The following is a 19,222-nucleotide window of genomic DNA, read 5'->3' as shown; positions in this document are numbered from 1 at the left end:
CCGGGGACGCCCTCAGGAGGCCGCCGCCACCAGCCGGGCGTACTCGCCACCCGCGGCGAGCAGCTCGGCGGGCGGACCCTGCTCGACGATCCGCCCGTCGGCCATCACCGCCACCCGGTCCGCGGCGGCGGCGGTGTGCAACCGGTGCGCGATCGCGACGACCGTGCGGCCGGCGAGGACCCGGTCGAGCGCACGCTCGGTCCGCTGCGCCGACGCGGTGTCCAGCAGGGAGGTGGCCTCATCGAGGACGACGGTGCCGGGGTCGGCGAGCACCACCCGGGCCAGCGCGAGCCGCTGCGCCACGGTGGCGGGCACCGTCCGGGCGCCCGCCCCGACGGCGGTGTCGAGACCCTCCGACAGACCGGCGAGCCACGGCCCGAGCCCGACCACGTCGAGGGCGGCGCGCAGGTCGTCGTCGGTGAACGCACCGGCGGGCAGCAAGAGGTTGTCCCGCACCGTGCCCGTGAAGACGTGGTGCTCCTGGGTCAGCAGCAGGACCTCCGAGCGCAAGGTGTCGTCGTCGAGGGAGGTGACCTCGCGGCCGCCCACCCGCACCGACCCGCCGTCGGGAACCGAGACCCCGGCGATCAGGCGTGCCAGCGTCGACTTGCCGGCCCCGGACCCGCCGACCAGCGCCCAGCGCTCGCCGCGGGGCACCCGCAGGTCGATCCCGCGCAGCACCGGGCGCCCGCTGCGGTAGGCGAAGCGCACGCCGTCGACCTCCAGGCCGGCGTCGGTCTGCGGCCCCACCGCACGCCGGGCCGGTCGCGACGGCACCCGCACGCCGAGGACCCGGCGCAGCGCGGTGGCCGCCACCATGAGGTCCTCGACCCACCACAGCGCGGTCTCGAGCGGTGTCGCCACCGCCTGGGTGTAGACGACCATCGTCGTCACCGTGCCCAGGGAGACCAGCCCCTGGCCGTGGGCCCAGCCGCCGAGCAGCAGCACCGCCGCGAGTGGGAGGACATGGGAGATCTCCAGCCACGGCGTCCAGCGCACGTACAGGTCCCGGAGGTCGCGCTCGGAGTCGACGCCGCCGTCCAGCGCCGCGTGGTCGCCGCGGCGGCGGCTCGGGACGCGACCGAGCGCGTCGAGCGTCCGGGCTCCCGCCGTCGACTCGTGGGCGCGCGCGGCCAGCAGCGCCCAGGCGTCGAGCATCCGGCGCTGGGCGTCGGGGAGGCGGCGCCAGAGCCACCGGGTGGGGAACACGATCGTCGGCACCCCGACGAGCAGGGCGAGGGCGAGCAGCGGGGACGTGACGACCATCGCGACGATCGTCAGCACCACCGTCACCGCCGCCGTGACGACCTCGGGCAGTCCCTGCCGCAGCGCGGAGTCGACCCGGTCGAGGTCGGTGGTGGCGCGGGAGAGCAGGGCCCCCGTCCCGACCGCCTCGACCTGTCCCAGCGGCAGGGCCAGCGCCCGGTCGACGAGCTGCGTGCGGTTCGCCGCGAGCAGGTCCTCCCCCAGGGCGCCGGCTCGCCACCGGGCCGCGCGGCGCAGCCAGGCGGTGAGCAACAGTGCCCCCAGGAAGACGCCGGCGAGGACATCGATGCGGACGGTCGACCGGGTCCCCGAGGCGACCTCGTCGACGATCATCCCGAGCAGCTGCGGGCCGACCAGGCCCGCGGCCGACGCCGTCAGGAAGAGCGCCGTCGTCGTCAGGAAGCGCCCGCGGCGGGCCCGCAGCACCGAGACGGCCCAGGTGAGGGCCTCCCGGGAGGACGCGTAGCCGAGGACGGCGGTCATGGGGTGCTCCCCTCGAGGGTTCGGGTGAGGTCGACGGTGCGGTCGGCCACGTGGCGCCAGGGCGCGGTCTGGGCGAGGACGACCGTGGTGCGGCCCCGGCGGCGCGCGGCGACCCGCGCCGCGATCCAGGCCTCGGTGTGGGCGTCCACCGCCGAGGTGGGCTCCTCGAGGACGAGGACGTCGGCGTCGGTGAGCAGCACCCGGGCCAGGGCGAGCCGCTGCCGCTGCCCGCCCGAGACCTCCCGGCCGCGCTCGCCGAGGACCTCGTCGAGCCCGTCGGGGAACCCGTCGAGGATCTCGGTCGCGGCCGCGGCGTCGAGCGCCTCGTCGACCGTGAGCGCGCCCCGCGGTTCGAGCTCGGCGCGCAGCGGGCCGGAGAACCAGAGGTCCTCCGGGCCCGCGTGGACCACGCGCCGGCGCAGCTCGGCGAGGGCGACCGTGTCGGCGGCGCAGTCGGCGACGGTGCCGCCGTCGTCGAACCGGGCGAGCCGCGCGGCGACGGCGGAGGCCCCCGCCCCCGCGTCCACGACGACGAGCTCGCCCGGGTGCACCGTCAGGCCGGTCGTCGGGTCACCGACCCCGAGCGCGCCGGGCGGCAACGGCGTGCCCCGCTCCCCCGGGTCGTCGAGCAGCGGGCGCAGGGCGAGCAGACGCGCCACCTTCTTCGCGCCGGCCCGGGCGGCGGCGAGCGCCGCGGCCGCCTCCGTCGCCGTCGTGACGGGGACGACGAGGAACGCGGACGCCCCGTAGACGGCGACGAGCTCCCCCGGGCTGATCGTCCCCTCGACCGCGAGCCGCGCCCCGAGCCACGTGATGGCCACGAGGACGAGGCCGGGCAGCAGCACCTCCGCCGCGGCGAGCGACGCGGTGCTGCGCGCGACGTCGAGGCCGGCCGCGCGGACGCGGGTGGTGGCCGCGCCGAAGCGGGCCGCGAACCGGCTCTCCCCACCGACGCCGCGCAGGATGCGCAGCCCGGCGACGATGTCCGCGGCGAGGGCGTTCACCGCCGCGAGCTCGGTGCGCTGGGCGTCGCGACGACGCTGCAGCGGACGCAGCAGGGGGCCGATCCCGACGACGGCGAGGGGCACGCCGACCAGGGCCACGGCACCGAGGAGCGGCGAGCGTCCGAGCAGGCCCACCCCGACGACGCCGAACGCCACGACGGACCCGACGAACCGCCCGGCGGTGTCGAACAGATTGCCGATCTTGTTGAGGTCCGAGGTGGTCACGGCGGTGACGTCGCCGCTGCTCACCTGGGGCGTCAGCGAGGCGCCGAGGCCGAGCACGTGGGAGGTCAGGCGGCGCTGGGTGCTCGACGCGGCGTGCAGCCACATGCCGTGGGACAGGAAGTCCAGCGCCGCACCGGCCGCCATCTGCGCGAGGCCGAGGGCGACGACGAGGGCGACGCCCCCCAGGAGGGCGCCGGTGTCCCCGCCCGCGATGCCGGTGTCGACGGTGTCCCCGGCGACCAGCGGGACGAGGGCGCCGGGCACGAGCCAGAGGGTGCCGACGACGACGGTCGCGGCGACCAGTCCGGGGCGGGCACGCAGGAGGGCACACAGCAGGCCGGTCGCCGTCGGCGGGTCGTCGAGCCGGAGGGGCGGTGCAGGGTAGGGACGGCGGTCGGCCGGTCGGGTGGAGAGTCAAGTGTCGGGGCGCATCGCGCCGACGCTAGGACGCCGACCGGTCGGGGCGCGACCCCGTTTCGCGGCCGGCGGACGTCAGTACTGCTGGACCGACTCGACGCCGGGCAGGCCCCGGACGGTGTCGGCGAAGGCGTCGCACTCGTCGGTGGTCAGCGCGACCGTGCAGGTGATGCTCGTGCAGGAGACGCCCTCGTGGACGTCCACGGCGAAGTCCGGGATCCGGTAGCCCAGCTCGCACAGGCTGGACGCGAGGGACATGACCCCGGGCATCCCACCGGTGGTGACCATGGTGAACGGGCGCGGCAGGCGCGAGGCGCGGCGACCCGGACCGTTGACGGCGCGCTCGATGGTGGCGGCGGGGATGCGGGCGGGCTCGAGCGTGGTCATGACGAAGGCTCCTGGGACGTGCTGGGATCCGCTGACTGGAATCCGAGCCAGGTCTCGGGGAGGTCGTCCACGGGTGCTCACGGCGGCGCGCCGTGGTCTGCGCGCCGGGAGCCTGGCTCACCCGACGCGCTGGGGTACTACCTCTGCCCGCGCGATCATGACGACGATGTTACTCACGCCACCCGGGGGCGCAACCGCTGGGCCCCCGGCGTGGCGCGAAGCGGCCGGCCCGGGCCTCTCCTGCCGGAACGAACGACTCGTTCGTGCAGCCGGAAGCCACGAACGCGTCGTTCGTTCCGGCGCGCTCACGGGTGCACCAGGATCTTGACGTTGGACTCCTTGTGGTCGATGAGCTCGCGGAAGCCCCGGTCGACGATGTCCTCGAGCGCGATCCGGCCGGTGATGAACTGCTCGACGTCGACGGTGCCGCTGCGGATCAGCTCGATGACCTCCTCGTGCCGGTTCGCGTAGGCCAGCGAGCCGACGAGGGTGATCTCGGAGAACACCAGCGAGTTGACGTCGAACGTGGCCGGGTGGCCCCAGATCGACACGTTGACGCAGGTGCCGCCCGGCCTGGTCGACGCCACGGCGCTCGCGAGCACCTGGTCGATCCCGGCGCACTCGAAGGTCACGTCGGCGCCGCGTCCGCCCGTGAGTTCGCGGATCGTCTCCGGGACGTCGACCTCGGTCGGGTCGAGGACGTGGTCCGCGCCCGCCCCCGGGGCCTTGGCCTTCCGGGCCTCGGCCGGCTCCACGACGATGACCTGCCCCGCGCCGGTGGCGCGCAGCGCGGCCGCCGTCACGAGCCCGATGGGACCGGAGCCGAACACGGCCGCCGTCCCGCCCTGCTGCAGGCCGGACAGCTTCGCCGCGTGGTAGCCGACGGCGAGCGGCTCGACGAGGGCGCCCTGCTCGGCGGTCAGCCCGTCGATGCGATGCGCCCAGCGGGCGTCGACGACCATCCGCTCGGCGAACCCGCCCTGGTCGCCGTCGAGGCCGATGAACCCGAGCTGGCGGCAGATGTTGTAGCGCCCGTCCCGGCAGGCCACGCACGTCCCGCAGACGTCGTACGGCTCGACGACGACGCGGTCGCCCTCGGACAGCCCGGTCACGCCCTCGCCGACCTCGGCGATCACGCCGGAGAACTCGTGCCCGAGGGTGATCGGCACGGCGCCGCCGGTCAGGGGATGGGGGGCGGCGTCGGTCGGCGCGAAGATCGGGCCGTCGAGGTACTCGTGCAGGTCGGTGCCGCAGATGCCGCACCACTCGACCGCGACCTGCACCTGACCGGGGGCCGGGTGCGGCTCGGGGATGTCCTCGACGCGGACGTCACCGCGTCCGTGGAACCGGGCTGCCTTCATGAGCGGTCCTCCTCGGTGGGGTGACCTCATCCCACGGGGGTGACCGCCGTCACGGATACCGTTGCAGTCGTGTTGCAGGACCGAACAGACCGGTCATGACGTCGGGCGCGGGGACCTCGATCCCGACGCCCGGCGCGATCCGGTAGGGCCGGGCGACCACGAGGTTGCCCAGCACGCGCCGCAGCCGCGAGAGCTCGGCCCGCACGGTGACGAGGTGGTCGGCGTCGTCGTAGAGCGCCCGGCTCAGGGCGGCGGCGTCGAGTCCGGCCGACCCGGCCTGCATCAGCAGCGCGAGGATCTGCAGGTGGCGCCGCGAGAGGGTGTGCCGCCACGTCTCGCGGCCCTCCACCACGGCGACCGGCGGGTCCGCCGCGAGGTCGAGCCGCAGGCGGGTCGTCCCCTCGCCGCCCACCGGGTGCAGCAGCCAGCCGCCGGGGACCGGTTCGGGCAGGCACGGGCCGAGGCCGTGCACGAGCATGACCTCCCCCGCCCGGGGCGCCCCGACCCGGTCGCGCGGGGACAGTCCGGTGGCGCCGGCGACCCAGCCGTGGTCGTCCACGACGAGCGCGGGGCCGCTCCGCCGGGCCAGGAGCGGCGCGGCGACCGCCCGCAGCGAGTCCAGCCGCTGCTCGTGCTGGGCCCACAGCCCGGACTCGGCGAGCCGCACCGCGGTGTGCACGAGGGCGACGGTGGTCGGGTGCACCGTCGGCGCCGGACCGGAGAGGTCGACGACGCCGAGCAGCTCCCCCGTCCGCGGGTCGTGGATCGGGCTCGCCGTGCACGTCCACGGGTGCTGGGCCCGGGCGAAGTGCTCCGCGGAGAACAGCTGGACCGAGGCGTGCTCGGCGAGCGCCGTGCCGATGGCGTTGGTGCCGACGGACGCCTCGGTCCAGTCCGCACCCGGGGAGAACCCGAGCCCCTCGGCGAGCCGGGCGACCCGCGTCGCCCCCTCGCGCCACAGCACGAACCCGTCCGCGGCGGTGACGACCATGATGTGCTCGGCGTCCTCGGCCACCGCCGTGAGGCTCGCCCGCAGTTGCGGCAGGACCCCGGCGATCGGCGACTCCGCCCGCCGGCGCTCCACGATCTCCGGGGCGGCCGGGTCGGGCAGCGACCGCACGTCGGGGGTGACCCCGAGCGCGAGCATGCGGTCCCAGGACCGGGAGACGACCCGGCGCAGACCCGTCGTCACGCGGCCGCCGGAGAGCCGGGCGTCGTGGGCCTGGTGCAGCAGACGCGCGTGCTGCCGGAGGTCGGTACTCCGCGTCACCGCGCAGACGCCGTCGTCCACCACGTGCACCTCCTGTGGCGCGCAGCATAACCCGGCCTGTGACCCCGGAGACAGGTTCCCGACGGCGGCTCCGGGGCGTCTGGGGCAGGCTCGCGCCGTGGACGTGCGGCGGGCGGTCGACCAGGACGCGGCGGCGATGGCCGGGGTGATCGCCGTCGTCGCGCCGGAGGACACCCTCGGGGCGCAGCCGCCCGTGGACGTCGCCACGCGCGCGGCGGGGTTCCGGGACCTGCTCGCGGGCGACGGCGCGGCCTGGGTGCTCGAGGACGGCGGCGTGGTGCAGGGCTACCTGTCGCTCACCCCGCGCACCCGAGGGGTGTTCGGGCTCGGCATGGCGATCGTCGCGGCGGGCCGCGGGCGGGGCGGTGGGCGTGCCCTGGTCGAGGCGGCTCTGGCGTTCGCCCGGGCCGGCGGGGCGCACAAGGTCGACCTCGAGGTGTGGCCGGACAACGCCCGGGCCATCGCGCTGTACGCCGCGACGGGCTTCGTGGTGGAGGGCCTGCGCGACCGGCACTACCTGCGCGCCGACGGGACGTTGCGTTCGTCGTTGATCATGGCTCGGCGCCTCGGCTGAGCGGAGGCCGGCGCTCCCCCGGTGGCGCGCCTCGCGTCGCTTCGCGAGATGCACATGAGGCAGGACCCGGGACCAGTCCGGATGCCTCACGTGACCCTCGCGGCGGGACGGGGCCGACCGAGCCGGGCCTCGCCACACCCCGGCCGCGCGAGATGCACATGAGGCAGCACCCGAGCCCCGTCCGGATGCCTCACGTGACCCTCGCGGCGAAGCGGCGGGTTCTCCCGCACACCGGTGGGCACCCCCGGCCGGTGACCGAACCGCTGTTCCCCACCGAGCAGGAGTCCCCGACGCCGGCCGTCGCCGTGTCCGAGGCGCCCACCCTCGACGACCTGCGCGAGCGCGCGGCGGGCTGCACCGCCTGCGAGCTGTACGAGGGCACGACCGGCACGGTGTTCGGCACCGGCCCGACGACGGCGCGCCTGATGTTCGTGGGCGAGCAGCCCGGCGACCAGGAGGACCGGCAGCTCTCGCCGTTCGTGGGGCCGGCCGGGAAGCTCCTCGACGAGGCCCTGGTCGAGGCGGGGATCGCCCGCGAGGACGCGTACGTGACCAACGCGGTGAAGCACTTCTCGTTCCGCCGTCAGGGCAACCGGCGCATCCACCAGACGCCGAAGGTCGGCCACGTCCGGGCGTGCCGCCCGTGGCTGGACGGCGAGCTCGCGCTGGTCCGCCCTCACGTGGTGGTCACGCTCGGCGCGACCGCCGGGAAGGCGTTGCTCGGCTCGTCGTTCCGCATCACGAGCGAGCGCGGCGAGGCCCGCGAGTGGGAGGGCACCACGCTGGTGCCGACGATCCACCCGTCGGCCATCCTGCGCGCCGACCCCGCGCGCGGCCAGGACGGGGACGAGATGCGCGCCGGCTTCGTCGCCGACCTCCGGGTCGCTGCGGCCCTCCTGGCATAGGCCCCGGGCCTCCTTCACCGGGCCTACTTCACCCCGGCCGCGTCCATCCCCCGCATCTCCTTCTTGAGGTCGGCGATCTCGTCGCGCAGGCGGCCGGCCAGCTCGAACTGCAGGTCGCGCGCGGCGCTCATCATCTGGTCGGTCAGCTGCTGGATCAGGTCGGCGAGCTCGGCGCGCGCCATCCCGCTGGTGTCGCGGTGCTCCACCACCCCGGAGTGTCCGCGCGTGCCGCCGGCCTCGCCCGCGGCGCGCCGGCCACGTGAGGCGTTGCGGCCGGAGCCACCGATCTCCACCTCGGTGTCCTCGGCCTCGCGGTAGACGCGGTCGAGGATGTCGGCGATGTTCTTGCGCAGCGGCTGCGGGTCGACGCCCCGCTCGGTGTTGTAGGCGATCTGCTTCTCGCGGCGGCGCGCGGTCTCGTCGATCGCGTACTGCATCGACTCGGTGACCTTGTCGGCGTACATGTGCACCTGGCCGGAGACGTTGCGGGCCGCACGACCGATCGTCTGGATGAGCGACCGCTCGCTGCGCAGGAAGCCCTCCTTGTCGGCGTCGAGGATGGCGACCAGCGAGACCTCGGGCAGGTCGAGGCCCTCGCGGAGCAGGTTGATGCCGACCAGCACGTCGTACTCCCCCGCCCGGAGCTGGCGCAGCAGCTCGACCCGGCGCAGGGTGTCGACCTCGGAGTGCAGGTAGCGCACCTTGATCCCGAGCTCGAGCAGGTAGTCGGTGAGGTCCTCCGCCATCTTCTTGGTCAGCGTGGTGACCAGCGTGCGCTCGTCCTTGTCGACCCGTGCCCGGATCTCCCCCACCAGGTCGTCGATCTGGCCCTTCGTGGGCTTGACGATGACCTCGGGGTCGACCAGACCCGTCGGGCGGATGACCTGCTCGACGAACTCGCCGCCGGCCTGGCGCATCTCGTAGTCGCCCGGGGTGGCCGAGAGGTACACCGTCTGCCCGATGCGGTCGGCGAACTCCTCCCAGGTCAGCGGCCGGTTGTCGGTCGCGCTCGGCAGGCGGAACCCGTACTCGACGAGGTTGCGCTTGCGCGACATGTCGCCCTCGTACATGCCGCCGATCTGCGGGACCGTCACGTGCGACTCGTCGATGACCAGCAGGAAGTCGTTCGGGAAGTAGTCGATCAGCGTCGCGGGGGCGGTGCCCGGGCCGCGGCCGTCGATGTGGCGCGAGTAGTTCTCGATCCCCGAGCAGAACCCGACCTGGCGCATCATCTCGATGTCGTAGCTCGTGCGCATGCGCAGCCGCTGGGCCTCGAGCAGCTTGCCCTGGTTCTCCAGCTCGGCGAGCCGCTGCTCGAGCTCCTGCTCGATGGCCTTGATGGCCCGTTCCATGCGCTCCGGCCCGGCGACGTAGTGCGTGGCCGGGAAGATGCGCACGTCCTCGACCTGGTTCACGACGTCGCCCGTGAGCGGGTTGAGGTAGTAGAGCGCCTCGACCTCGTCGCCGAAGAACTCGATGCGGATCGCCAGTTCCTCGTAGGCGGGGATGATCTCCACGGTGTCGCCGCGCACCCGGAAGGTGCCGCGGGCGAAGGCCATGTCGTTGCGCGTGTACTGCACGTCGACCAGCGCCCGGAGCAGGGTGTCGCGGTCGATCTCCTCGCCGACCTCCAGCTTCACCGACCGGTCGAGGTAGGACTGCGGGGTGCCGAGGCCGTAGATGCACGACACCGACGCGACCACCACGGTATCGCGGCGCAGCAGCAGGTTCGAGGTGGCCGAGTGGCGCAGCCGCTCGACGTCCTCGTTGATCGAGGAGTCCTTCTCGATGTAGGTGTCGGTCTGCGCGATGTACGCCTCGGGCTGGTAGTAGTCGTAGTACGAGACGAAGTACTCGACCGAGTTGTTCGGCAGGAGCTCCCGGAGCTCGTTCGCCAGCTGGGCGGCCAGCGTCTTGTTCGGCGCCATCACGAGCGTCGGACGCTGCACCCGCTCGATCAGCCACGCCGTGGTCGCCGACTTGCCGGTACCGGTGGCGCCGAGCAGCACGATGTCGTGCTCCCCCGCCCGGACCCGGCGCTCCAGCTCGTCGATCGCGGCCGGCTGGTCGCCCGCGGGCTGGTAGGGACTGATGACCTGGAACGGCGCGCCGGTCCGCTCGATCTCGCCGATCGGCCGGAACTCCGACTCGGCGAGGGCGTCGTCGGGCAGGCCCTCGGGATTGTCGAGCAGCGTGCCCGTCTCGTGCTCGTGCTGGTCACGCGCGGCCCCGGGGACCTCGGTAGCGAACGCCATGACACGAGGCTAACCCGACCCCCCGACAGTCACGATCCGCCCAGGTCAGGAGCAGGTCAGGGCCGGATCAGGACCCGCAGTCGCACGAGCAGCAGTCGCCGCAGTCGCCACACGCGGAGCAGCAGTCACAGGAGCACTCCGAGCAGTCGACGCAGTCCGGGCACAGCGCGCACGGGTTCTGTCGCGGCTGCCCCGACCACGGTCCGACGAACTCGTCGGCACAGCACAGCTGGCCGGTGCAGCACAGCCCGACCGCCGCGGCGCAGCCGCCGAACGGACCTCGCCGCTCCGGTCCCGACGGTGCCTGCGGAGGATCCCGCGGGTCGGCCACCCGCTCCACCGCCCGCCCGGTCTCGTGCACCAGCAGGGCGTGCGTGAGCCGGCGGGCCGCCCCCGGCTCGAACGACGCCCCCGCCAGCGCCGCCCGGATCCCTCCGACGGCGTCGCGGCAGCGGTCGAGCGCCGTGCCCCGGCTCGATCCCGTCGCGACCAGCGGGTTCCACCGACCGCGCGCGGTGTCCTCCTCGAGGTCAGCCACCGCGTCGAGCAGGTGCGCGAGCCGGCCGAGCAGGCGCCCCGCCTCGTCGAGGGGCGCCACGTTCCCGGGCCGCCCGGCGAGCACCGCGGTGTGCGCGAGCGCCGCACCCACCGCCGCCTCCGTCGGCGCGGTCACCCCGGACAGCGGCGCCCCCGCGCGCGCCTCCACCTCCCGCTGCCGGGGCGGCACCGCCAGCAGCGTCGTCGCGTCGAACCCCACCTCGGCGGCCACCACCGTCCCCGCCCGTGCCCATCGCGCCGCCACGCGACCGCCGACCGCGGCGGCCGGCCGGGAGGCGAACGGGCCGTCGCGGTCCTCGACGTGGTCGACCACCCGGTCGGCCGCGAGCAGCAGCGCGGTCGAGGCGGCCAGCCGCGCACCGTCACCGGTCACGACCGTCGCCGGCCGCATCCCCCGCAGCGGGCACGGGCCGGCCCGCCGGGTCCCGACGACGCCCTGGGCCTCGCCGAGCACCGACACGACCAGCGCGTCGACGTGGGTGGTCACCCGCGCCTGCTGGCCCGCCCCGTCGCGCAACGCCAGGCAGAGGCCGCAGAGGTGCGAGGACCAGAGGGCGTGCAGCTCCGGGGCCAGGTGGTGCCGACACGGACGGAGGAAGCCGAACACCGGCACAGGATCATGGTGGCGCTCCGTGGCCGCCAGCGTCCGTTCGAGGGACTACCGACCCGGCGCGACCGTCGGGCAGGACCCGTCGTCGTTAGGGTCCCGCGACGTGGCCCTGCATCCTCCGAAGGTCGAGACGTTCGCCGTCGCCGCGGGCACGAACACCGACCCGAAGGGGTTCGTCCGGGCCGTCGACCTGTACCGCACCGAGCCGTTCGGGCTCTACCTCGCCCGCCCCATGCCCGACCACCCGACACTGACGCACATGCGCTCGTGGCTCCTGCCCGACCTCGGGATCCGGGTCACCGACTTCACCTTCAAGCCCGGGCACGAGCGCCGGCAGGACTTCTACGTCGACATCGCCGACGTGGTCCGCGACGGCGACACCTGGACGACCACCGACTTCTACCTCGATCTCGTGGTCCACACGGGCGAGCGCACCGAGCTCCTCGACGTCGACGAGTACGTGGAGGCCGTCGCCGCGGGCGTCCTCGCCCCGGAGGCCGCGGAACGCGCGCTCACCACCGCGTCGACCACCCACGTGGGGATCGCCGAGCACGGCCACGACCTCGACGCGTGGCTGGCGACCCGGGGCGTCGTCCTCGACTGGCCCTGGCGCTAGAACGACCGGATCACCGGGCCTCGTCCCGCGCGGACAGCAACCCGCGAGCCACCTCCGCCGCCTCCGGGGCCACCGTCACCCGCGCCGGTCGCGCCGGGTCGGCGCCGCCGAAGCGGCCGTCGCCCGCCGTCGGGAACCCGATGCGCCCGAAGGGGTTCGCGAGCTCGTCGGGAGTGGCCGCGCTGAGCACCAGCAGGTCGATCACGTCCGGCGCGGACGTCCCGGACACCGCCGTCGGGCCGACGTGCTCCACCCGGTCCACCCGGTCGCCGCCCGCGAGCACGAGCCGCGCGGCCAGGCGGCGGGCCTGGTCGGGCCACGTCGGGTCGGCCGGGACGACCTCCTCCGGCCACGGCGTCGCCGTCCCTGCCCGCACGGCGGCCTCGAAGGGCACCAGCCGGTCCTTCCACAGCTCCCGGACCCCGGCGCGCACCTCGTCCTCGGAGCCCACGTTGTCGATCCACACGTCGGCGGCCGCCCGCCGCGCCTCGGTCGTCGCCTGCGCCCGGATCCGCGACCGCGCGTCGTCCTCGGTCATGCCCCGGGTCCGCTCGAGCCGCTCCACGCGGACGTCCTCGGGGGCATCCACCACGACGACGAGCGCGAACGCCGCCCCCATGCCGTTCTCCACGAGGAGGGGCACGTCGTGCACCAGCACCGCGTCGGCGGGCGCGGCCGCGACGAGCTCGCCGGTCCGGGCGCCGATGAGCGGGTGCAGGATGCCGTTGAGCCGCCGGCGCGCCTCGTCGTCGTTGAACACGATGCGGCCCAGGGCCGGCCGGTCGAGCGCCCCGTCGGCGTCGAGCACGTCGGAACCGAACGCCTCGACCACCGCGGCCAGACCGTCGGTGCCCGGCTCGACCACCTCGCGGGCGATCTTGTCGGAGTCCACGACCACGGCTCCCAGCGACGCCAGCTCCGACGCCACCGTCGACTTGCCCGCCCCGATGCCTCCGGTCAGTCCCACGCGCAGCACACGCGCAGTCTGCCCGAGCCGACGATCACGCGAGAGCCGAGTGCCTCGCCGTCGCGAAGAAGGTCTCGAACAGCCCGCGCCGGGCCACGGCGGGCACCTCGAGCGCGACCGCCACGGACCCGTGCTCGCGGGCCCAGGTCAGACCGGTGGTTCCGAGACGGTGCCGACCCGGCCGACGACGCCACGAGAACATCCGGAACCCCCTGGGACTCATGTGACTGGCGGGACGAAAGATACCGGAGTGACCGCCCGGGAGCACCCCCGACACGACGACGGGCCCCCACTCCCGGAGGAGTGAGGGCCCGTCTGACGCTGTCAGGCGATCAGTTGCCCGAGAGCTTCTCACGCAGCGCGGCGAGCTGGGCGTCGCTGGCCAGCGAACCGGCACCGGACTGCGACGGCGGGCCCTGGCCCGGGTCGTCGTCGTCGCGGGGCTCGGCCGACTCGTCGGCGTCGTCGCTGGGCCCGCCCGAGGAGTAGTTGGCCGGGGCCGCCTCGGCGGCCTCCGCCTCCTGCTCCGCGGTGCGCTGCAGCTGCGCGATGTGCTGCTGGTAGCGGGCGTACGCCGCCTGGTACTGGCGCTCCCACTCCTCGCGCTGGGACTCGAAGCCCTCGCGCCACTCCCCGGAGTCGGGGTCGAAGCCCTCCGGGTAGATGTAGTTGCCGGCGTCGTCGTACTCGGCGCCCATGCCGTAGAGCGCCGGGTCGAACTCGGTCTCCGGCGTCATGCCCTCGTTCGCCTGCTTCAGCGAGAGCGAGATGCGGCGACGGTCGAGGTCGATGTCGATGACCTTGACCATGACGTCGTTGCCGACCTGGACGACCTGCTCCGGCACCTCGACGTGGCGCTCGGCCAGCTCCGAGATGTGGACCAGGCCCTCGATGCCCTCGTCGACGCGCACGAACGCACCGAACGGCACGAGCTTCGTGACCTTGCCGGGCACGATCTGGCCGATCTGGTGGGTCCGGGCGAACTGGCGCCACGGGTCCTCCTGCGTCGCCTTGAGCGACAGCGAGACCCGCTCGCGGTCCAGGTCGACGTCGAGGACCTCGACCGTGACCTCCTGGCCGACCTCGACGACCTCGGAGGGGTGGTCGATGTGCTTCCAGGACAGCTCGGAGACGTGGACCAGACCGTCGACGCCGCCGAGGTCGACGAACGCACCGAAGTTGACGATGGAGGAGACCTGACCCTTGCGGATCTGCCCCTTCGCCAGCTGGTTGAGGAACTCGCTCCGCACGGCGGACTGGGTCTGCTCCAGCCAGGCGCGGCGGGACAGGACCACGTTGTTGCGGTTCTTGTCCAGCTCGATGATCTTGGCCTCGATCTCCTTGCCGACGTACGGCTGGAGGTCGCGGACGCGACGCATCTCGACCAGCGAGGCGGGGAGGAAGCCACGGAGGCCGATGTCGAGGATGAGACCACCCTTGACGACCTCGATGACGGTGCCCTTGACCGGCTCGTCGTTGTCCTTGAGCTGCTCGATCGTGCCCCAGGCGCGCTCGTACTGCGCGCGCTTCTTGGACAGGATCAGCCGGCCCTCCTTGTCCTCCTTCTGGAGGACGAGGGCTTCGACCTCGTCGCCGACGGCGACGACCTCGTTGGGGTCGACATCGTGCTTGATGGACAGCTCACGCGAGGGGATGACGCCCTCGGTCTTGTAGCCGATGTCGAGAAGGACCTCGTCGCGGTCGACCTTGACGATGGTGCCCTCGACGATGTCGCCATCGTTGAAGTACTTGATCGTCTCGTCGATGGCAGCGAGGAAGTCCTCTGCCGACCCGATGTCGTTGACAGCAACCTGGGGGCTGCTGTGGCTCGGGGCGGTGTGGGTGTCGATGGACATACGGTGGATGGCTCCGGAATGGGCAGGTCTCGGTCGGGTGGACGTGTTCGTGACCCACGAGGGCGGACGTCGTCCTGACGCTCGAATCGGACCTGCGGGGACCGAGGGGATCGCTGCCCACCGGAGCCGACCGGACGCAGGCGAGACCACTGACGTGGAACACCATCGTATCCACTCGGGCGACGGACCGGCAAACGGGTCACCGCACGCGGGCCGCCCGGCGTGTCGGGCGTGTCCGGATGGCGTGCCAGGATGCGGCGCATGAGCGACGGCGCCGTGGGGGACGCGGAGTCCGTCGCGGCCTCCCGCGCCTGGTGGGACGCCGACGCCGCGGACTACCAGGCCGAGCACGGCGCCTTCCTCGGCGACGCCGACTTCGTCTGGTGCCCGGAGCGTCTCCGGGAGGCCGACGCGCAGCTGCTCGGCCCGACCCGGTCCCTCGCCGGGGCGACGGTCCTCGAGATCGGGTGCGGGGCGGCCTCCTGCTCGCGGTGGCTGGTCGACCGCGGCGCCGACGCGGTGGGCGTCGATCTCTCGATGGGCATGCTGCGCGAGGCCCGTGCCGCCTCCCGGCGCTCCGGCACCGACGTGCCGCTGGTCCAGGCCGACGCCTCCTGGCTGCCCTTTCCCGACGACGGGTTCGACCTCGCCTGCTCGGCCTTCGGGGCCGTCCCGTTCGTGGCCGACACCGCGGCACTCATGCGCGAGGTGGCGCGGGTGCTGCGCCCGGGCGGCCGGTGGGTGTTCGCCGTGAACCACCCGCTGCGGTGGATCTTCCCCGACGACCCCGGCCCGGACGGTCTGACCGTCGCCCACTCCTACTTCGACCGCATCGGCTACGCCGAGTTCGACGACGACGGCCGGGCGACCTACGTCGAGCACCACCGGACCCTCGGCGACCGGATCGCCGAGATCGTGGGCGCGGGCTTCGTGCTCGAGGGCCTCGTGGAGCCGGAGTGGCCCGCGGGGCTGACCGAGGTGTGGGGGCAGTGGTCGCCGCTGCGGGGAGCGCTCTTCCCCGGCACCGCGATCTTCCGCTGCCGGTTGCCGGCCTGATGCCCCGCCACGCGGCGAGGACGGCGCCGGACTCCCCCGCCACGGTCCTCGCGGAGCTCCTCGAGGTGCAGCGTCGCCGGTTCGCCGCCCTCGACGCGCGGCTCCCGGAGGCCGTCGCTCCGCCGCCGGGCGACATCGTCGTGGTCGGGACGCCGCCCCACCGCGTCGCCGGCGTCGTCACCCACCACACCTGGCCCGCGGGCAGCGGGCCGCTGCTGTGGTCGGCCGCCCAGGTCTCCGAGCTGCACCCCGTGGTCGGCGCCGCGGGCCACGCGCCGCTGCACGCCCTGGTCGAGGCCTGGCGGGGCCGCCTGCTGTCCGCCGTGCTGCGGGAGCCGGACTCCGCGGCCACCGTGACCTGGCCGAGCCGTGACGTCGTGGCCACCCGCGTGTTCCTCGACCACGGCCTGGTCCCGCTCGCCGTCCTCGCGGTGCGCCCGCCCGGTCCCCTGCCCGCCCCGCCGCCCGACCCCGCGGTGGACGTCCGCCGGGCCACCCCGGACGACCTGGACGCCTGCGTGCGCCTCGCCCTGGAGGAGCTCGCCTACTCCAGCCAGGTCGGCGGCTCGATCGTGCGGGCCGACGCCGAGGCGGTGAAGCGCACCGCGATCCGCGACCGGCTCACCCGCGGGGAACCCACCTGGATCGCCCTGCGGGGCGACCGGGCCGTCGGGATGATGGAGTGCGGTCGGACCGAGTCGGCGCCCGGGACGTGGCTCGCCGGGCTCCTGCCGCACGGCGCGTGGGGGTACGTGAACTGCGCGTCGGTGACCTCCGCGGAGCGCGGCAGCGGCGTCGGCCACCGGCTCGCCGCCGCGGCCCTGCCGGAACTCGAGGCGACGGAGTCGGGCCTCCCGGGCCGGGGCACCTACCTCTACTACAACCCGCCGAACCCGCTCTCCTCGGTCTTCTGGCCCCGCGTCGGCTACCGCCCGCTGTGGACGCTGTGGGAGGTCCGGCCGGCCGGCGGCCTGCGGTCCGCCTAGGGCCCGCTCCCCGGTCGGAGCTTCCCGACGTCGGGTGCATCCGGGACGTCCTCCGGCCGCCGGTCCCCGTACGCGCTGGTGGCCAGGTCGCGGTAGACCTCGGCGACGCCGTCGAACAGCGAGCGGGTCAGGCCGGCGCCCGCCTGGGTGTCGGCGATGGCGGTCATCTCGTCGACGAACCGCCACGCCTTGGTGGCCGCGACGGCGGCCGCGCGCGCCCCCGCCGTCGGGAAGTCCAGGCGCAGGTCGGCGAGGACCGCGTCGAGGACGCCGTGGTGCTCGGCGGTCACGAGCGCCTGGGCCAGCAGCCCGGTGAAGCCCTTGCGCACGGACGCGGTGCACATCTTGGCGGCGCTGGCCGCGCCGGGCGTCGCCCCGAGGTCGACCCACGTCACGCCCGGGACCGCGAGCGCGGCGACCTCGTCGACACGCTCCCCCGCCAGGAAGATCCTGGTCGGCGACGCCGCGTCGGGCGAGGGCGGCGGCCCCGAGATCGCCGCGTCGACCAGGTCGGTCGGCAGGTCCGCCGCGATGGCCGCGACGGTGTCCGGCGCGACGGCGTTCGCCTCCACCAGGAGCGGGCGCGCCGCGGTCCGCCCACAGGCCGCCGCGATCTCAGCGGCGGCCTCCCGCGCCTGCCCGGGCGGCACGACGCTGACCAGCACCGCGGCGTCGGCGACCACCGCGTCGAGCGACCCGGCGTCGGGCACCTCGGCGTCGGCGAGCCGCCGCGCCGTGGCGGGCGAGCGGCCCGCGGCCGTCGTCCGGACCTCGTGGCCGCCCGCCTGCAGGCACCGGGCGAGGGCCGTGCCCATCGCGCCCGGTGCGTGGATCCCGACCGTCGTCACGCGGGGATCGTGGCGCGCTCCGGCTCGAAGCGCATGCCCTCCTTCAGGTCGCCGCGTCGGAGGGCGACCGCGTCGATGGCGTAGTTCATCGCCAGGGTCCAGGGCTTGCGGTCGCCGCCGCGGGGCAGCTCGTGGATGGAGCGCTGCACGTAGCCGGCCTCGAAGTCGAGCAGCGGGCGCTCCTCGACGGCGGGGTCGCGCTCCGGGGTGGCCACGGCCTGGCCGTGCGCGTCCATCCACCGCAGCAGCCGGCAGAAGTACTCGGCGACGAGGTCGACCTTGAGCGTCCAGGAGGCGTTCGTGTAGCCGATCATGAACACGAGGTTCGGCACGCCGGAGAGCATCATGCCCTTGTAGGCCATGGTGTCGGGCAGCCGGACCGGCTCGTCGTCGACGGTGAGCGTGGCGCCACCGAACAGCTGCAGGTTCAGGCCGGTCGCGGTGATCACGATGTCGGCCTCGAGCTCCTGGCCGGAGGCCAGCCGGATGCCGTGCTCGGTGAAGGTGTCGATCCGGTCGGTGACGATGTCGGCGTCGCCGCGCTTGATCGCCTTGAACAGGTCGCCGTTGGGGACCATGCACATGCGCTGGTCCCACGGGTTGTACGGCGGGTTGAAGTGGGTGTCGACCTCGTAGCCCTCGGGCAGCTGGGCGACCGCCTGCTTGCGCAGGACACCCTTCATGAACCCGGGGAAGCGCTGGGAGATCTGGTAGAGCGCCGTGAGCTGCGCGATGTTCTTGGCGCGGACGATCGGGTCGGCGATCCTCGCCGGCAGCCAGCGCGACAGCGTCTCGGCGATCGGGTCGGTGCGTCCGATCGCGAGCACGTAGCTCGGCGTGCGCTGCAGCTGCGTGACGTGGGCGGCGCGCCCCTCGCCCTGGGTCATCGCGGGCACCAGCGTCACGGCGGTGGCCCCGGAGCCGATGACGACGACCTTCTTGTCCGCGTAGTCGAGCTCCGGATCCCACAGCTGCGGGTGGACGACCGTGCCGCCGAAGTGCTCGATGGCCGGGAAGTCGGGGGTGTAGCCCTGGTCGTAGCGGTAGTAGCCGGAGCACCACAGCAGGAACGAGCAGGTCAGGTGCTCCTCGCCGGCCGCGCCCGAGACCGTCAGGTCCCAGCGCTGCTCGGCGCTCGACCAGGCGGCGGCGGTGACCCGCCGGCCGTAGCGGATGTGCCGGTCGACCCCGTACTCCGCGGCGGTGTCGCGGACGTACTGCAGGATCGACGGACCGTCGGCGAGCGCGACCGAGTCGGGCCACGGACGGAACCTGAAGCCGAGGGTGTGCATGTCGGAGTCCGACCGGATGCCCGGGTACCGGAACAGGCTCCACGTGCCGCCCAGGTCCTCGCGCGCCTCGAGGACGGCGTAGGAGCGCTGCGGGTGCTCGGTGCTCAGGTGGCAGGCCGTGCCGATCCCGGACAGGCCCGCGCCGACGATGACGACATCCAGGTGCTCGGGGACGGCCCCGTCCGCGGTACTCATACGTACCACCCTACCGTGCGGTACCGCCGCGTACCAACCCCTTCTCGCGCGTCGGACTCCGCCGGGCTGC

16 protein-coding genes are annotated in these 19,222 nt (G+C 74.2%); 5 read left to right on the top strand and 11 right to left on the bottom strand.

Annotated features, from left to right (window positions below; all coding sequences use genetic code 11):
• Window positions 1-12 precede the first annotated feature (12 nt).
• From QSK00_RS08685 to QSK00_RS08665, 5 genes are all read right to left on the bottom strand, one after another.
• Complete coding sequence (locus QSK00_RS08685; protein ID WP_285589645.1) at window positions 13-1,749, bottom strand: ABC transporter ATP-binding protein; 1,737 nt, start codon at window positions 1,747-1,749, stop codon at window positions 13-15.
• Window positions 1,746-3,242: an ABC transporter transmembrane domain-containing protein gene (locus QSK00_RS08680; protein WP_285589643.1), complete on the bottom strand. Its 1,497-nt coding sequence runs from the start codon at window positions 3,240-3,242 to the stop codon at window positions 1,746-1,748. The genes QSK00_RS08685 and QSK00_RS08680 overlap by 4 nt, the downstream gene beginning before the upstream one ends.
• A gap of 228 nt (window positions 3,243-3,470) precedes the next feature.
• On the bottom strand, window positions 3,471-3,782 hold the full coding sequence (locus QSK00_RS08675) for a hypothetical protein (protein WP_285589642.1): 312 nt from the start codon (window positions 3,780-3,782) through the stop codon (window positions 3,471-3,473).
• A gap of 305 nt (window positions 3,783-4,087) precedes the next feature.
• A complete protein-coding gene (locus tag QSK00_RS08670; RefSeq protein WP_285589640.1) occupies window positions 4,088-5,143 on the bottom strand; it encodes a 2,3-butanediol dehydrogenase in 1,056 nt (351 codons plus the stop codon).
• 49 nt (window positions 5,144-5,192) lie between these two features.
• On the bottom strand, window positions 5,193-6,434 hold the full coding sequence (locus tag QSK00_RS08665; RefSeq protein WP_285589636.1) for a helix-turn-helix domain-containing protein: 1,242 nt from the start codon (window positions 6,432-6,434) through the stop codon (window positions 5,193-5,195).
• Window positions 6,435-6,531: 97 nt separating this feature from the next.
• Between QSK00_RS08665 and QSK00_RS08660 the strand changes: the two genes are divergently transcribed.
• Entirely contained in the window at window positions 6,532-7,008 is a 477-nt protein-coding gene (locus tag QSK00_RS08660) for a GNAT family N-acetyltransferase (protein ID WP_285589634.1), read from the top strand.
• Between the two features lie 251 nt (window positions 7,009-7,259).
• A complete protein-coding gene (locus tag QSK00_RS08655; RefSeq protein ID WP_285589633.1) occupies window positions 7,260-7,913 on the top strand; it encodes a UdgX family uracil-DNA binding protein in 654 nt (217 codons plus the stop codon).
• Window positions 7,914-7,936: 23 nt separating this feature from the next.
• Here the strand turns inward: QSK00_RS08655 and uvrB are convergent, their stop codons facing one another.
• Together uvrB and QSK00_RS08645 are read right to left on the bottom strand one after the other, a co-directional pair.
• Window positions 7,937-10,168 (bottom strand): excinuclease ABC subunit UvrB, encoded by a 2,232-nt coding sequence (uvrB, locus tag QSK00_RS08650; RefSeq protein WP_285589632.1) that lies wholly within the window; start codon window positions 10,166-10,168, stop codon window positions 7,937-7,939.
• Between the two features lie 67 nt (window positions 10,169-10,235).
• The gene (locus QSK00_RS08645; RefSeq protein WP_352231108.1) at window positions 10,236-11,339 is read right to left on the bottom strand and encodes a DUF5685 family protein; all 1,104 of its coding nucleotides are present in this window, start codon (window positions 11,337-11,339) and stop codon (window positions 10,236-10,238) included.
• Window positions 11,340-11,439: 100 nt separating this feature from the next.
• Here QSK00_RS08645 and QSK00_RS08640 point away from each other — a divergent pair, with 100 nt between their 5' ends.
• Complete coding sequence (locus tag QSK00_RS08640) at window positions 11,440-11,952, top strand: ribonuclease FAU-1 family protein (protein WP_285589628.1); 513 nt, start codon at window positions 11,440-11,442, stop codon at window positions 11,950-11,952.
• A gap of 10 nt (window positions 11,953-11,962) precedes the next feature.
• On the opposite strand, the gene coaE is transcribed toward QSK00_RS08640, so the two are convergent.
• Together coaE and rpsA are read right to left on the bottom strand one after the other, a co-directional pair.
• Window positions 11,963-12,928 (bottom strand): dephospho-CoA kinase, encoded by a 966-nt coding sequence (coaE, locus tag QSK00_RS08635; RefSeq protein WP_285589626.1) that lies wholly within the window; start codon window positions 12,926-12,928, stop codon window positions 11,963-11,965.
• Between the two features lie 323 nt (window positions 12,929-13,251).
• On the bottom strand, window positions 13,252-14,775 hold the full coding sequence (gene rpsA, locus QSK00_RS08630) for a 30S ribosomal protein S1 (RefSeq protein WP_285589625.1): 1,524 nt from the start codon (window positions 14,773-14,775) through the stop codon (window positions 13,252-13,254).
• A 261-nt stretch (window positions 14,776-15,036) separates the two neighbouring features.
• On the opposite strand from rpsA, the gene QSK00_RS08625 reads away from it, so the two are divergent.
• The gene (locus QSK00_RS08625; protein ID WP_285589623.1) at window positions 15,037-15,831 is read left to right on the top strand and encodes a class I SAM-dependent methyltransferase; all 795 of its coding nucleotides are present in this window, start codon (window positions 15,037-15,039) and stop codon (window positions 15,829-15,831) included.
• Window positions 15,831-16,817 carry a GNAT family N-acetyltransferase gene (locus QSK00_RS08620; protein ID WP_285589622.1) on the top strand — a complete coding sequence of 329 codons (987 nt, stop codon included), beginning with the start codon at window positions 15,831-15,833 and terminating at the stop codon, window positions 16,815-16,817. Before QSK00_RS08625 ends, QSK00_RS08620 begins: the two co-directional genes overlap by 1 nt.
• Here QSK00_RS08620 and QSK00_RS08615 read toward each other — a convergent pair.
• Both QSK00_RS08615 and QSK00_RS08610 read right to left on the bottom strand, forming a co-directional pair.
• Window positions 16,814-17,665, bottom strand: coding sequence for an NAD(P)-dependent oxidoreductase (locus QSK00_RS08615; protein WP_285589619.1), 852 nt, complete (start codon window positions 17,663-17,665; stop codon window positions 16,814-16,816). The two genes, QSK00_RS08620 and QSK00_RS08615, sit on opposite strands and share 4 nt — an antisense overlap.
• Window positions 17,662-19,152 (bottom strand): flavin-containing monooxygenase, encoded by a 1,491-nt coding sequence (locus QSK00_RS08610; protein WP_285589618.1) that lies wholly within the window; start codon window positions 19,150-19,152, stop codon window positions 17,662-17,664. Before QSK00_RS08610 ends, QSK00_RS08615 begins: the two co-directional genes overlap by 4 nt.
• Window positions 19,153-19,222: the final 70 nt, after the last annotated feature.

The organism is Actinomycetospora sp. NBRC 106378 (genome assembly GCF_030269685.1).
Lineage (GTDB): Bacteria > Actinomycetota > Actinomycetes > Mycobacteriales > Pseudonocardiaceae > Actinomycetospora.
Note: the sequence above shows the minus strand (reverse complement) of the source record. Positions and strands in the feature narration are given on the sequence as shown.

Coding starts and splice junctions, on each gene's coding strand:
- QSK00_RS08685 (WP_285589645.1), bottom strand. CDS start 1,749: ATGACCGCCGTCCTCGGCTACGCGTCCTCCCGGGAGGCCCTCACCTGG.
- QSK00_RS08675 (WP_285589642.1), bottom strand. CDS start 3,782: ATGACCACGCTCGAGCCCGCCCGCATCCCCGCCGCCACCATCGAGCGC.
- QSK00_RS08670 (WP_285589640.1), bottom strand. CDS start 5,143: ATGAAGGCAGCCCGGTTCCACGGACGCGGTGACGTCCGCGTCGAGGAC.
- uvrB (WP_285589632.1), bottom strand. CDS start 10,168: ATGGCGTTCGCTACCGAGGTCCCCGGGGCCGCGCGTGACCAGCACGAG.
- rpsA (WP_285589625.1), bottom strand. CDS start 14,775: ATGTCCATCGACACCCACACCGCCCCGAGCCACAGCAGCCCCCAGGTT.
- QSK00_RS08625 (WP_285589623.1), top strand. CDS start 15,037: ATGAGCGACGGCGCCGTGGGGGACGCGGAGTCCGTCGCGGCCTCCCGC.
- QSK00_RS08620 (WP_285589622.1), top strand. CDS start 15,831: ATGCCCCGCCACGCGGCGAGGACGGCGCCGGACTCCCCCGCCACGGTC.
- QSK00_RS08610 (WP_285589618.1), bottom strand. CDS start 19,152: ATGAGTACCGCGGACGGGGCCGTCCCCGAGCACCTGGATGTCGTCATC.